The organism is Streptomyces sp. NPDC033221, from assembly GCF_055577005.1.
On sequence record NZ_JBVIQN010000001.1, the window covers coordinates 84492 to 99236 of the forward strand.

Below are 14745 nucleotides of genomic sequence, written 5' to 3' on the forward strand. Positions count from 1 at the left end.
ACAATCGCGGCAAACGCCTGCTGAGCGGCCCGGACCGGGAATCCGGTGTCACTCCACCACGTGCTGCCCCTCGGGCAGCGCCGAGCACGCGCTGCGGAACGTGCAGTGGGTGCAGTGCTGCCCCGTGGAAGGCGTGAAGCGCTCCTCCAGGACGCGGCCGGCGGCGGTGGCGAGCAGTTCGCCCACCCAGTCCCCGTCCAACGGCCCCTGCGCCTGGACGGCGGGCAGCACGTCCCCGCCCTCTTTCTGGGGCGCGCCCAGCCGCAGGTGGACGAGTTCCGCGCCGCCCGGCTCGGGCCTCTCCCCCGCGAAGGCGTCGTCCACCGCGCCGGCGCGCACCGCCAGCTGGTACACGGCGAGCTGCGGGTGGCGGGCGACCTCCGGCCCGGTCGGCTTCTGCTTGCCGGTCTTGAAGTCGACGACGTACACCCGGTCCTCCGCGTCCCGCTCGACGCGGTCCATGCTCCCCCGGATGCGGACGGCGTACTCGCCCGCTTCGAGGGTGACGTCGAAGCCGTGCTCGGTCGCGACGGTCTCGCGCCCCAGGGTGGCGCGCTCCATCACGTGCCAGCGCAGGAACCGCTCCAGCGCGGCGCGCGCGTTGTCCTTCTCCTGCCGCGACTTCCAGGGCGCGTCGAACGCGAGCGCGTCCCACACCGAGTCCAGGCGCTCCATCAGCACGGACAGGTCGGCAGGCGTACGGCCCGAGGCGACCTCGTCGGCGAGTACGTGGACGACGTTGCCGAAGCCCTGGGCGGCGGTCGCGGGCGTGTCCGCCTTCACCTCGCGCCCCAGGAACCACTGGAGCGCACAGGTGTTGGCGAGCTGGTCCAGCGCACTGCCGGACAGCGCCACGGGACGGTCGCGGTCGCGCAGCGGCACGGTGCTGTGCGTCGGCTCGTACAGGCCCCACCACTGGTCGGGGTGGGCGGCGGGCACGAGCGGCTGGCCGTCGTCGTCGCGCAGCGCCGCCAGCTTCGCCAGCCGCTGCGCAGCGGCCTCGCGCAGCGCCGGGGTGGCGTCCGGGTCGACGGTCGTGGCCCGCAGCTCCGCGACCAGCGCGGCGACCGACAGCGGGCGGCGGGGGCGCCCGGTGACATCCTGCGGCTCCACGCCCAGCTCGGTCAGGAACCGGGACGGCTGGTCACCGTCGTCGGACGCGGCCTTGACCGCGGTGACCACCAGACGCTCACGGGCCCGGGTGGCCGCCACGTAGAACAGCCGGCGCTCCTCGGTGAGCAGCGCGCCCGGGGGCAGCGGTTCGGCCAGCCCGTCGCGGCCGATCCGGTCCGCCTCCAGGAGCGAGCCGCGCCGGCGCAGGTCGGGCCAGAGCCCTTCCTGTACGCCGGCCACGACGACGAGCCGCCACTCCAGGCCCTTGGAACGGTGCGCGGTCATCAGGCGCACCGCGTCGGGGCGCACGGTCCGGCGGGTCAGGGTGTCGGCAGCGATGTCCTGGGCGTCCAGTTCCTCCAGGAAGTTCAGGGCGCCCCGGCCGCCGGTACGGGCCTCCGCGCGGGCGGCGGTCTCGAACAGCGCCACCACGGCGTCCAGGTCGCGGTCGGCGTTACGGGCGGCCGCGCCGCCGCGCCGGGCGGTCCGCTCCAGCCGCTGCGACCAGGTCGGCGTACCGTCCCACAGCGTCCACAGGGCCTCTTCGGCGGTGCCGCCGCGGGCCAGCAGGTCGCGGGTGGTGCGCAGCAGCTCGCCGAGCTGCCGTGCGCCCCGCGCGTACGCCGGGTCGTGCGCGACCAGGCGCTCCGGTTCGGCGAGCGCCCGCGCGATCAGCTCGTCGGAGGGTCGGGGCACGTCGTGTCCGGCAGTCCGCTCCTCTTCCCGCAGCGCCCGCCCGAGCCGGCGCAGGTCGGCGGCGTCCATGCCGCCGAGGGGGGAGGTCAGCAGGTCTATGGCGGTCTCGGGGGAGAGGCCGTGCGCCGCTTCGGGGGGCTCTTCGGACGGTACGGGCTCGTCGGACGGTACGAGGGTGTCATCGGCAGGGATGTCCACGGCGGGCGCGTCGCCGGCCGGCACCTCATCGACAGACCCGTCATCGGCAGGCGCCTCATCAGCGGAGGCCTCAGCAACGGAGGCCCCCGCAGCAGGCGCGGCCACCGCCGAATCCGTCATCACCGCCGAAGCCGCCACCCGCAGTGCCGTCAGCAGCGGCGCCACCGCCGGTTCCTGCCGCAGCGGCAGCTCGTCGCCGTCGATCTCCAGGGGCACGCCGGCCGAGGACAGGGCCCGGCGCACGCCGGGGATGGAGCGGCCGCCGGCGCGTACGAGGACCGCCATGTCGCGCCACGGCACGCCGTCCTCCAGGTGCGCGCGCCGCAGGATGTCCGCGACGTTGTCCAGCTCGGCGCCCGGCGTCGGGTACGTGTAGACCTCGACGCGGCCGCCGTCCCGTACCGCCGCGAGGTCGCGGTGCGCCCGTACCGCCCGGGCGGGCAGGCGGGTCAGCGGCATACGGGCGGTGAGCCGCCTGGTGGCCGCCAGGAGGGCCGCGCCCGAGCGGCGGGACGTGCCGAGCACCTCGACCGGGGCCGGGGCGCCGCCGGTACGCGGGAACATTGCCGGGAAGTCGAGGATGCCGTTGATGTCGGCGCCGCGGAAGGCGTAGATCGACTGGTCCGGGTCACCGAAGGCGACGAGCGTACGGCCGCTCCCGGCCAGCGCGCGCAGCAGCCGTACCTGTGAGGCGTCCGTGTCCTGGTACTCGTCGACGAACACCGCGTCGTAGCTCGCCGCCAGCTCCGCCGCGACCTCGTCGCGCTCCGCGAGCAGCACCGCCCGGTGCACCAGTTCGGCGTAGTCCAGGACGCCCTGGGCGTCCAGCACGTCCAGGTACTCGGCCAGGAACCCGGCCGCCGCCCCCCAGTCGGGCCGCCCCGTACGCCGCGCGAAGTCGGCGAGCGCGTCCGGGCCCAGCCCCAGCTCACGGCTGCGGGCGAGCACCGCGCGGACCTCGTCGGCGAAGCCGCGCGTCGTCAGGCAGGCGCGCAGCTCGTCCGGCCAGCGCACCCGGGCCCGCCCGGCGGCCGCCAGCCCGGCCTGGCCTTCGAGCAGCTCGCGCACGACGAGGTCCTGCTCGGGGCCGGACAGCAGTCGCAGCGGGTCGGCGAACAGATCGGCGTCCTGGTGGGCCCGTACGAGCGCGTAACAGTACGAGTGGAAGGTGGTGGCCTGCGGGGCGGCGGCGCTGCCCAGGCGCCCGGCGATCCGGTCCCGCAGTTCGACGGCGGCCTTGCGGCTGAAGGTCAGCACGAGCAGCCGCTCGGGGTCGGCGCCTTCCCGCACCCGCCGGGCGACCGCCTCCACGAGCGTCGTGGTCTTGCCCGTACCGGGACCGGCGAGGACCAGCAGCGGCCCGGCGGCATGGTCAACCACAGCGCGCTGGCGTGCGTCCAAAGCAGGAGGGTCCGCCGGTCCCGGCCGGGTACGCACCAGTCGGTACGCACCGGCGGCAGCCTGCCGCGCCGGCCGCCGGCGCGGCTGCGCGGACGGCATGGCCGAGGCCGAGAAGGAGGAACTCACGTGGATCGCCGGTCCTGGGAGGAGGAGCTGGTCGTGGTGCGCACTGCGGTGCGGGGTGGGCCGGTGCGGCCACCGCGCCGGACGCCGGGCGGCGGGGCGGTGGTGCGGGCCGTGCCCGACGCTACGCCAGGTGGCGCACGAGCCGCAGTCCGTCCCACGACCGTACGACGGATGCGTACGTCCGTGTCGGATGCGCCGAACGGGGCAGTGGCAGCGCGCCCGGCCGGCACGACGGGATCAGCACGCGCCGGCCCTGCGGGGACCGGGCCCCCCTCCCGGTCCGGTCCGCTCTCCCCCGAACGGACGTATTACAGCCGCACCCGCTCCGGCCCTGCCACTCACACGGCCCGTTCCGCCCTCACCGATCCCGCCGCCGCCTCAGCCCCCCACTCCCGAATCACGCCCGTCCCACCGAGCCCGTCGCATGTCGAGGCGCGGGACGTGGCCCTCGGCGGACCGGGGCGCCTCGCGGAGCGGTGTGCCTTCCTCGCGGTAGTGGGCCATCGCGCGCAGCTCACTGCCCGGCAGCAGCCGGCCGTCCGCGCGCACGACGCGCCACCACGGCACGGCGCCGCCGTACAGGGCCATCACGCGCCCCACCTGACGCGGCCCGCCCACGCGCCGCCCGCCGCCGGCGTCCGAAGCCCCCTCGGCGGAGGGCGCCCCCGCCCCCGGTGCCCCCGCCCCCGGTGGCTCCTGACCCGATGGCCCCTCCCCCGGCGGCTCCTCCCCCGCGAGCCACTCGGCGACGTCGCCGTACGTCATCACCCGCCCGGGCGGAATCAGCTCGGCGACCCCGAGGACCCGTTCCGCGTACTCGGGGATCCCCTCGTCGCCGTACTCGGTGAAGTTGCCCGCTGTCCCACTCATTCGGCCCATCCTGCCCCACACCACCGACAGTCCCGCCCCGTCCGCGCGGCGGCCCGCCGACGGCGTGCGCGGGCGGGCGCGGCGGCGTATGTTCCGTTTCCCGGCCCTTCGAAATGCACCCTGATGCCCCCCACCTCCTCGCGGCCATGCCACCATCTTCCGGGCGGTGACTGGTGATACGAGATCAAAAAGAGACGGCCGAACAGCAGGGTGCGGTGCCTCCACGGGAGGCCGGCACCCCTGAGGCGCTGTCCTCCGCCATCCCCGCCCGGGGGGACGGGAAACCACGGGGGAAGCCGTCACAGGCTTCCGAGACCGAAAAGGCGAGCACGATCGAGAAGGCCGGAAGAGCCGACGAGTCCGCGAGTCCGGAGGGGCCGGACCAGCCCCGCCGGGCCGACACGGCGACCGCTTCCACCGGAGCGGAGGGCGCGGCAGAAGAGGAACGCACCACCGACGGGGTGGCCGGGCCGGGCGGGACCGCCCGTACGGGTGCACATCCCGCAGCCGACCAGGCCGATGAGCACGACGCGTACGCCGAGCGTGACGAACGCGACGAGTACGACAAACTTGGCAAAGTCGACAGAGCCGACAAGGCGGCCGCCAGAGGCGGCAAGGCTAGCAAAACCGACAAGCCGGAACGTCTCGCTCCGACCCACGACCACGTAGGCAGCGAGTTCCACGTCGACCAGGTCTCCGGTGACGAGCCGCTGCTGCCGGCCCGTGTGCACCGCCCGTCCGACCTGATGCGCCTGCTGCTCGGCATCGTCGGCATCGCGCTGGTGCTGCTGCTGGCGACGTTCGCGCACGGCACGACCCAGGGTCTGCAGCGGGACATCGGCGAGGGTGCCGGGCTGGCGCCGCGGCTGCTGATCAACTTCGCCGGGCTGGCGTCGAGTGTGGCCGTACTGATCGTGCCGGTGGCCTTCGCCGTCGAGCGGCTGATCAAACGGGACGGGCTGCGGATCGCGGACGGTGTGCTGGCCGCGGTCCTCGCGCACGGCGTCTCGCTCGCCACCGACCTGTGGGTCGCCGAGGCCGCCCCGGAGTCCATCCAGGTGGCGCTGACGCAGCCGCTGGCCAACGGCGGGCTGACCGCTCCGGTGCACAGCTATCTCGCGCCGGTCATCGCGTACATGACCGCGGTGGGGATGTCGCGGCGCCCGCGCTGGCGGGTGGCGATGTGGTGCGTGCTGCTGCTCGACGCGTTCGCCGTGCTGGTGGGCCGCTACACGACGCCGTTCGCGATCGTCACCACCATCCTCATCGGCTGGACGGTGGCCTTCGGGACGCTGTACGCGGTCGGCTCGCCCAATGTGCGCCCGACCGGCCAGAACCTCCTCGCCGGACTGCGCCGGGTCGGGTTCCGCCCGGTCAGCGCGGTGCGCGCCGAGGACGCCGGCAACCCCGAGCACCCGGAGCACGCCGACCGCGGCCGCCGCTACATCGTCACCCTGGAGGACGGCCCGCCCATCGACGTGACCGTCGTGGACCGCGAGCGGCAGGCCCAGGGCTTCTTCTACCGCGTCTGGCGGCGTCTGTCGCTGCGCGGCATCAACCAGCGCCGCAGCCTGCAGTCGCTGCGGCAGGCGCTGGAGCAGGAGGCGCTGCTGGCGTACGCGGCCATCGCGGCCGGCGCCAACGCGCCGAAGCTGATCGCCACCTCCGAGCTGGGCCCGGACGCGGTGATGCTCGTGTACGAGCACATCGACGGCCGGCCGCTGGACTCGCTGCCGGACGAGGAGATCACCGGCGAGCTGATGCGCAACGCCTGGCGGCAGGTGGCGGCGCTCCAGTCGCGGCGCATCGCGCACCGGCGCCTGGTGGGTGACGCCCTCCTGGTGGATCGTTCCGGCAGGATTTTCCTGACCGAACTGCGCGGCGGCGAGATCGCGGCGGGCGACCTGGTGCTGCGGATGGACATCGCGCAGATGCTGACCACGCTCGCACTGCGGGTCGGCGCCGAACGGGCGGTGGCCGCGGCCCTCGACGTGCTCGGGCCGGACGCGGTCGCCGACAGCCTGCCGCTGCTCCAGCCGATCGCGCTCAGCCGCACGACCCGGGCCACGCTGCGCCAGCTGGCCCGCGAGCGCTCCGCGCGGGAGCGCGAGGCGGTCCTGGAGGCGTCCCGCGCCGCCAAGGAACGCAAGGCCGCCGAAGCGGCCCGGCGGGAGGGCGCGCCCGCCAAGGCGGTGCCGAGCAACCGCAAGGAGCTGCGGGCCGAGAAGAACGCCGAGAAGCGGGCGGTCGACGAGGCGCTGGAGGAGGCCCGCGAGGAGGACCTCCTCTCGCAGATCCGCCAGCAGGTGCTGCTGATCCGGCCGACGGCACCGGTCGAACCGGCCCGTCTGGAACGGGTCCGGCCGCGCACCCTCGTCACCTGGATCGCCGGTGTCTTCGCCGCGTACTTCCTGCTCTCGCAGATCACCCACGCCAACTTCGGCCAGGTGGCCGGCCAGGCCCAGTGGCTGTGGGTGGTGGCGGCGATGGCCTTCTCCGCGCTGACCTACCCGGCGGCGGCGATGAGCCTGCTCGGCTTCGTACCGGAGAAGGTGTCCTTCCTGCGGACGGTGATCGCGCAGGTGGCGGGCAACTTCGTCAAGCTCGTCGCGCCGGCCGCGGTGGGCGGCGTGGCGCTCAACACCCGCTTCCTGCAGCGCTCGGGCATCCGCCCCGGGCTGGCGGTGGCGAGCGTCGGCGCGTCCCAGCTGTTCGGGCTGGGCTGCCACATCGTGCTGCTGCTGACCTTCGGCTATCTGACCGGCACCGAGCGCACGCCGTCGCTCTCGCCGTCCCGCGCGGTCATCGCGGGCCTGCTGACGGCGGCCGTGCTGGTGCTGGTGGTGACCGCCGTGCCGGTGCTGCGCAAGTTCATCGCCACGCGCGTACGGTCACTGTTCGCGGGCGTGGTGCCGCGCATGCTCGACGTCCTCCAGCGCCCGAAGAAGCTGGCCGTCGGCATCAGCGGCACGCTGCTGCTCACGGCGGCGAACGTGATGTGCCTGGACGCCTCGATCCGCGCGTTCGGCGGTGGCGGGCAGCTGAGTTACGCAGCCATCGCGGTGGTGTTCCTCGCGGGCAACGCGGTGGGCTCCGCGGCGCCCACCCCCGGCGGCGTGGCGGCCATCGAGGCCGCGCTGACCACCACCCTGTCGCTGGCCGGGCTGACGGCGGACATCGCGTTCCCCGCGGTGCTGCTCTTCCGGCTGATGACGTTCTGGCTGCCGGTGCTGCCGGGCTGGATCTCCTTCACGCAGCTGACCCGCAAGCGCCAGATCTGAGCGTCCGGTACGGCGAAGGGCCCGCACACCCCGGTCATCTCGGTGTGCGGGCCCTCGTACGGTGCCGTGTCCGGCGGCCGGTCAGTAGACCGGCTTCTCCGGCTCGACCGTGTTGACCCAGCCGATGACGCCGCCGCCGACGTGCACCGCGTCCGCGAAGCCCGCGGACTTCAGGACGGCGAGCACCTCGGCGGAGCGGACGCCCGTCTTGCAGTGCAGGACGATCTTCTTGTCCTGCGGGAGGTCCTGGAGGGCGCTGCCCATCAGGAACTCGTTCTTCGGGATCAGCTTGGCGCCGGGGATCGAGACGATCTCGTACTCGTTGGGCTCCCGGACGTCGATGATCTCGATCTTCTCGTCGGTGTCGATCCACTCCTTGAGCTGGCGCGGAGTGATCGTGGAACCGGCCGCCGCCTCCTGGGCCTCCTCCGACACGACGCCGCAGAACGCCTCGTAGTCGATGAGTTCGGTGACGGTCGGGTTCTCGCCGCAGATCGCGCAGTCGGGGTCCTTGCGGACCTTGACCTGGCGGTACGTCATCTCCAGCGCGTCGTAGATCATCAGGCGGCCGACCAGCGGGTCACCGATGCCGGCCAGCAGCTTGATGGCCTCGTTGACCTGGATGGAGCCGATGGACGCGCACAGCACGCCCAGTACGCCGCCCTCGGCGCAGGAGGGGACCATGCCGGGCGGCGGGGGCTCCGGGTACAGGCAGCGGTAGCAGGGGCCGTGCTCGCTCCAGAAGACCGACGCCTGGCCGTCGAAGCGGTAGATCGAGCCCCAGACGTACGGCTTGTTCAGCAGCACGCAGGCGTCGTTGACCAGGTAGCGGGTGGCGAAGTTGTCCGTGCCGTCGACGATCAGGTCGTACTGGGCGAAGAGGTCCATGACGTTGGTGGAGTCGAGGCGCTCTTCGTGCAGGTTGACCGTGACGTACGGGTTGATGCCCAGCACCGTGTCCTTGGCGGACGCGGCCTTGGAGCGGCCGATGTCCGCCTGGCTGTGGATGATCTGGCGCTGGAGGTTGGACTCGTCGACCTCGTCGAACTCCACGATGCCGAGGGTGCCGACGCCAGCCGCGGCCAGGTACATCAGCGCGGGCGAACCCAGTCCGCCGGCGCCGACGGCCAGCACCTTGGCGTTCTTCAGCCGCTTCTGCCCGTCCATCCCGACATCCGGGATGATCAGGTGGCGGGAGTACCTGCGGACCTCGTCGACGGTGAGCTCCGATGCGGGCTCGACCAGGGGTGGCAGCGACACGGGGACTCCGTTTGTCGGTATCTCGATGGGCGGCCCCCCGCCCCGGGAGAGCCCGGAGCAAGGGACGGTGGTCTTCCCGTAACACTGCCACGCCCTTCTTCATTCCGAGACACCAGGTCCGATACGCGAGACGAAGGTGTCCCAGTAGCCGGGCAGCGACTCCCAGGCACTCCCTGCGTCGTCCCCGCCGCCGTCGGCGCGGTCGGTGAAATAGACGGTTCCGGCACCCTGCCAGCGGGCGATGCGCAGGGCTTCTTCCAGGTGGGTGCGGGGGACGCCGTGCACCAGGTGGCAGAAGCGCCGCGCCGGGTAATCGGCGGTCCACTCCGCCACTTGAGACCAGCGGTAGTCGGACCAGCGCCCGGCGAAGGTGACGAGCTGGTCGGCGACCTCCGCGTAGCCGGGGTACGGGTGGCGGCCGTGCCCGGTGACGAGGTGCGCGCCGTCGTGCAGGGCGCGCAGGGTGGTGGTCAGCCGCCGGGTCTCGGGCAGCAGTGTCCGATCCGTGGGACAGCGGTCCAGATAGAAGCCGTCCACCTTGTACCAGTCCAGGAAGCGGTGCGCGTCGGAGACCAGCTCACCGAACGGACGGGCGCCGTGCCCCAGGTCGAGGTGGCCCAGCAGCCGGGCACCCGCGTCCCGCAACTGGGCGGCGGCCGGCAGGCAGTACGGATCGGGGCGGACCCCCGGCCCCCGCGCGACGTTGAGCACCACCCAGTGCAGCGCCGCCGCGCCGCCGCGTGGCCCCGGGGCCCGGCGCGCGGCTCCGGTGCAGGCCGGCCCCCGGGACAGGCGCAGCAGCTCGGCCCACTCGGCGGGCGCCATCAGCGGGTGGGCGAAGCCCGGAACACCGACGCCGAGCGGCGCGGCCCCGGTCACGGCGGCCCCGGTGTCCATGGGCGTCGTCAGATACGACATGCGGCCTCCATCCAGATGTCGGCGAGGGATTCCTCCAGCCCGATCCGCGGCCGCCATCCCAGGCGGTCGCGGGCGGTGCGCACGTCCGCCTGCTGCCAGCTCCCGCACCCGTCCGGATAGGGGTACGCAGGGGGGACCGCCCCGTGTTCAGAGGCGGGCCCCGGAATGGCGAGCCGGGCGGCGGCGGGGCCGCCGGGGGCGTAGCCGGGCGGGGTGTCCAGTTCGTGGAGCGAGCCGCCGAACCCGGCGACCCGGGCGAGCAGCGCGGCGGCCTCGCGCAGCCGTACGGCGTGCCCCGTACCGATGTTGACCACGCCCTGGGCGGCGGAGAGCGACGCGGCGTGCACGGCCCGCGCCACGTCCCGTACGTCCACGAAGTCGCGCTGCACGCCCAGGCCGCCCAGCTTCAGCTCGGTGTCGCCGGACTGCATCGCGCGCCGCATCGCCTCCGCGAGGCGGCCGAGCGGCGAGCCGGCCGGGGTGCCCGGGCCGACCGGGGAGAAGACCCGCAGCACGACGGCGTCCAGGCCGGATCCGAGGACCAGTTCGGTGGCGGCCAGCTTGCTGACGCCGTACGGGCCGCCGGGCCGCGGCACGGCGTCCTCGGCGGTCGAGGAACCGGGCTGCGACGGCCCGTACTCTGACGCGCAGCCCAGGTGCACGAGCCGGGCGCCGCAGCTACTGCGCCGCAGTGACTCGCAGACGGTGGCGACCGCGACGGTGTTGTGCCGGGTCAGGTCCCGGGCACCGCCGCGGGTGGTGCCCGCGCAGTTGACCACGACACCGGGGTGGACGGCGTCCAGGAAGCGGGTCAGGGCACCCGGGCTGCCGGAGGCCAGGTCGAAGCGGACGTCCGCGTCGTCGCCGCGCCCGAGGGCGGTCAGCTGGACGGCGGGGTCGGCGAGCAGCCGGTCGGCGACATAGCGGCCGAGGTACCCGTTGGCGCCGATGAGCAGCACCCTCATCGCGCGACCCCCCGGTCCCGGTGTGCTTCGGTGGGGTGGACGTTCATGATGTCGTTCTCCTCTTGCGGTGGGTTGCGGACGCGGTTCGGCACCGGCAGCGGTGACCGCCGGCGCGGGGGCCGGGCGATGGCGGTGTACGCCGCGTGAGTGGTGGCGGACGTCCGTAAGGGGACGGCCGGCGCCAGGGGAGCGCCGGCACTGTGGAGGCCCGCGCGTACGCCGGGGGTGATGGTGTGCGCGCAGGCGGTGGTGGCACGCGCGCCGGGGATGGTGGCGTGCGTGCCGGAAGAAGCGGCGCGCGTATCGCGGGTGGCGAGGTGGTCGGGGTCACGGCCGGTCCGCCTCGGTCGGTACGGCGGCGGGGGCCGCGGCGGGAACCGGTGCGTGCGCCGAGGCGCCGGTCAGGGCGCGCAGTGCGTACAGCAGCAGGCCGAGGGCGGGCAGCGCGCAGGCCACGGCCGGTACGGCGGACGGGCCGAGGTGGGCGACGGCCGCCTCGACCGGCCGGCCCAGCGGCGCCAGGCCCGGCAGCCGGGCGGCCAGTACGCAGCCCAGAGCGGCGGCTTCCAGGGCGACGGCAGCGGCCTGGCCCGCCGCGGCAGCGGCCGGGAAGCCGTGCCGGGTGAGCAGCCGCGCCAGGAAGAGCAGGGCACCGAGGGCCGCAGCGGCGGCCAGCGGACCTGCACCTTCGCCACCACCACCACCGCCGACCGTGTCCGCAGCGGCCGACAGGGCGAGCAGCGCCGCGAGCTGCATGGCGACTGCGGTCAGGAGCAACGGCCGCACCCGGGCGGTGAATTCGGACAGGCACCGGCTGCCCGCCAGGCCACGGCGCGCGCGGGCCGCGAACCAGTGCGCGCACCAGGCGGCGGGCACGACGGCACACGTCAGCGCCAGGGCGGTAGTGGAGGCGAACTGAGGCCGTACGCAGGTAAAGTCGGGGCCGCCGGCCAGGACCTGACCCAGCAGCCAGTCACCGCACAGCGCGTACCCGGCCAGCCAGCACGTCCACAGCCCGGCGACGCGGGCGGCGGCCGGATACCGAGCGCGCAGCGGGCCGTGGCGGACACACAGACGCAAGGCGAGAGCCACCAGGCCCGCTCCGGCCACCGCGATCACTGTGCGGGTCAGCGCAGGTGATGGGGCGTCAAGGAGCGTATGAGGTACGGGCGTGGGCACACCCCCGGCGGCGGCGAGGGCGGCAAGGGTCGCGGCACACACCGCGCCGGGCAGCAGATGCAGCACCGCGCGGACGCCCCTCCCCCGCCGTACGGGTACGGACGCGCGCTCGGCGGGCGGCGGCGCCTCGGCACGCGGGACCCGGGCGTACAACTCCTCGGCCAGCGAGAAGACATCACGGTGTCGGAAGCGGGCGGCCGTACGGTCGGTGACGCCGTGTGCCTCCAGCCCGGCGGCGATCTCCAACGGGTCGACGGCCCGTTCGCAGAGCGCCCGATGCTGGTGCATCAGCGCTTTGACGGGGTCGGCGGGGCCGCGCCGGGGGGGAGGGTTTTGCGGGGGGTGGGTGGGGTGGGGGGTTGGGGCGGCTTGAGGGGGGGTGGTGGGGTGGGGGGCGCGGACCGCTTCCGGAGCCACGGCGGGCCGCCGGGCCGCTCCCGCTTCCGGGACGGCGGCCTGCCATGGCCCCGGCCCCGTCCCCCCTTCCGGCGCCGCGTCGGTGCCGGTTTCGGCTGTCGTCACGGTCGCGTTCCTCTCTGGCGGTCGGCACCGGTTCCCGCCCCGGAGGTGGCGGGTTCGGCGGTCGGGGTCGCACGCCGCGCGCCGTTCCCGTCCTCGCCCCCGTTCCCGCTCCCGTCCGGGTCCGGTTCCGCCCAGCTCGGTGTGCGGCCGGTCGGCGGGGCGGCCTGTGCGGTGCCGCCCACCACGGCCCAGCGGCCCGGTACGTGGGACTCGGCGGGGCGGGTGAAGAGGCGGGGCATGCCGTCGTGGCCCGGCCCGGTGCCGGCGGCCGGGCGGCACGGCGTGTGGGACATCAGCTCCAGGTAGATGCCACGAAATGCCGCGATGTTCTGCTCCACGGTGAACAGTTCGAGTGCGCGGGCGCGCGCGGCGGCGCCCAGCCGGGCGCGCCTGCCGGGGTCTCGGAGCAGCGCCAGGCACGCGTCGGCCAGCGCGCGCGGGTTGCGCGGCGGTACGACCAGGCCCGTACCGCCGATGACCTCGCAGACCGCACCGGCGTCGGTGGAGACCGTGGCGCGGCCGCTGAGCATCGCCTCCACCAGGGTGCGCGGGAAACCCTCCGAGACGCTGGAGAGGACCAGCACCGAACCGGCCGCGTAGGCATCCTGCGGGCGCGGCGCGTCCGGGCCGCCGATCTGCTCGAAGGAGACCGGGTTGTCACCGGCACTCTGCGCGTCGGCGGCCTCGTCAGGAAAGAGCTGGGCGGCCAGCGCCCGGCACTGCGCCAGGTAGGCGGCGTCCTCCGGGCCGGGCCCGGCGGCGCCGACGATGCGGAGGGTGGCCGCGGGCTCGGCCCGGTGCACGCGGGCGAAGGCGTGCAGCAGCGAGACGAGGTCCTTGGCGGGTTCGACGGTGCCGGTCCACACCAGCGTCGCCGAGCGGTCGGCCACGGCGTCCGGGACGGCGGCGAAGCCGGTCGCGTCCATGCCCGGGTACACCGTGCGCAGCCGCTCGCGGTCCGCGCCGCAGCGCTCCTGCCAACGCCGGGTGTGACTGTTGCCGGGGACGACGAGCGCGGCACGGGCGTACGTCTCGGCGGCCAGGGCGGTCTCGAAGCCGCCCAGCAGGGCGCGTACGGCGGCGCTCGACTCCGCTCCGGAGCGCGCGAGGTAGTGCTCGCGCAGACGCACGCCGTACTCGGTGAGCAGGAGCGGCGTACCGAAGAAGCGTTTGGCCAGCAGGCCGGGGAGGGCGACGGTGCCGCCGGCCGTGGCATGGCAGAGGTCGACCGCGGCGAGCCCGTCGCCGTCGCGCCCGGAGGGAGATCCGGCGTCGCCGTACCAGTCCAGGGAGAGGGGGCGCAGGGCGCGCTCCAGCTCTCCGGTCACGGCCAGCAGATCGCCCACGCGGGCGCCGTGGGCGGCACGCAGTGCGCCGGGCGCGTGGCAGGCGCTCTCCAGGATGCGTACGGCCTGTTCGGAGCGGAGGAGTTCGGGCAGGCCGCCGTGGTCTCGGGCGAGCAGCGCGAGCCCGTAGAGACCGGCGGCGAAACGGTCCGCCAGACCGTCGCGGCCCCCGTTCCCGTCCGCTGCCGGGGCATGGGGAAGGGCCCCGTCGCCGGGCTTCTCCGCCGCGGTGGAGCCCGCCACCGCGGCGGGCCCCGCTACAGCGGTGAATCCAGCGGCGAGTTCGCCGAAGCAGTCCGCGAACCGGCGCTTCGCATGCCGCCCGCGCGCCCCTGTGCGCCGTCCCTCGGGCCACCATCGCAGCGCACCGGGGAAGTCCCCGTACAACGGCGCGGTCCGCACCACCCGGGCCCGCCCCGGCACGCCTTCGCGGCCGCCCGCCCCACACGCCCCCGCAGCGGCGCCCGACCTCTCCACGCCACCCCGAATACCGTCCGGGAAGCCGTCCTGAAAGCCGTCCTGGAAGCCGGCCTGATCGCCGGATCGACCGCCGAACCCACCGCCGTCCCGCGCACCCTCCCGCGCCCCCTCCGGCATTCCTTCCGGCGCGCCGCCCCCAGGACCGCGATCGAGGCCGTACACCTCGAACTCGTGGCCGGGGAGCCCGCGCACGAGCCGGTCGCGCCACGCACGCGTCTCACCGGACGCGTCCGTGTCACCACCCTCGGTGAGCAGACCAATGCGCACGAGCGCACCCCCGTTCTTCCTGATCGGCGTCCAACGACGGCGGCCGCCCCGGGAGGCCCGCCGCTACCTGCAGGAAGAAGCTACGCAGAGAATCCGGTGACACGACGGACGGTTGTCCGTCGC

Annotated in this window: 8 protein-coding genes; 1 reads left to right on the forward strand and 7 read right to left on the reverse strand. The window is 74.6% G+C overall.

All coding sequences use genetic code 11. The features are described from left to right. Positions 1–48: 48 nt before the first annotated feature. A complete protein-coding gene (locus tag ACZ53K_RS00400; protein WP_468830755.1) occupies positions 49–3507 on the reverse strand; it encodes an ATP-dependent helicase in 3459 nt (1152 codons plus the stop codon). A gap of 405 nt (positions 3508–3912) precedes the next feature. Next, positions 3913–4404: an MGMT family protein gene (locus ACZ53K_RS00405; protein WP_468830105.1), complete on the reverse strand. Its 492-nt coding sequence runs from the start codon at positions 4402–4404 to the stop codon at positions 3913–3915. 746 nt (positions 4405–5150) lie between these two features. Here ACZ53K_RS00405 and ACZ53K_RS00410 point away from each other — a divergent pair. Next, positions 5151–7685: a lysylphosphatidylglycerol synthase transmembrane domain-containing protein gene (locus ACZ53K_RS00410; RefSeq protein WP_468830758.1), complete on the forward strand. Its 2535-nt coding sequence runs from the start codon at positions 5151–5153 to the stop codon at positions 7683–7685. A gap of 81 nt (positions 7686–7766) precedes the next feature. On the opposite strand, the gene moeZ is transcribed toward ACZ53K_RS00410, so the two are convergent. The 5 genes from moeZ to ACZ53K_RS00435 all read right to left on the reverse strand — a co-directional run bounded on the left by moeZ (position 7767) and on the right by ACZ53K_RS00435 (position 14622). Continuing rightward, positions 7767–8945 (reverse strand): adenylyltransferase/sulfurtransferase MoeZ, encoded by a 1179-nt coding sequence (moeZ, locus tag ACZ53K_RS00415; RefSeq protein WP_468830106.1) that lies wholly within the window; start codon positions 8943–8945, stop codon positions 7767–7769. A gap of 99 nt (positions 8946–9044) precedes the next feature. Beyond that, positions 9045–9863, reverse strand: coding sequence for a spherulation-specific family 4 protein (locus tag ACZ53K_RS00420; RefSeq protein ID WP_468830108.1), 819 nt, complete (start codon positions 9861–9863; stop codon positions 9045–9047). Continuing rightward, complete coding sequence (locus ACZ53K_RS00425) at positions 9851–10828, reverse strand: NAD-dependent epimerase/dehydratase family protein (protein WP_468830110.1); 978 nt, start codon at positions 10826–10828, stop codon at positions 9851–9853. Before ACZ53K_RS00425 ends, ACZ53K_RS00420 begins: the two co-directional genes overlap by 13 nt. Before the next feature lie 327 nt (positions 10829–11155). Beyond that, positions 11156–12295 (reverse strand): hypothetical protein, encoded by a 1140-nt coding sequence (locus ACZ53K_RS00430; RefSeq protein WP_468830112.1) that lies wholly within the window; start codon positions 12293–12295, stop codon positions 11156–11158. 230 nt (positions 12296–12525) lie between these two features. Beyond that, the gene (locus ACZ53K_RS00435) at positions 12526–14622 is read right to left on the reverse strand and encodes a glycosyltransferase (protein ID WP_468830114.1); all 2097 of its coding nucleotides are present in this window, start codon (positions 14620–14622) and stop codon (positions 12526–12528) included. Between the last annotated feature and the right edge of the window lie 123 nt (positions 14623–14745).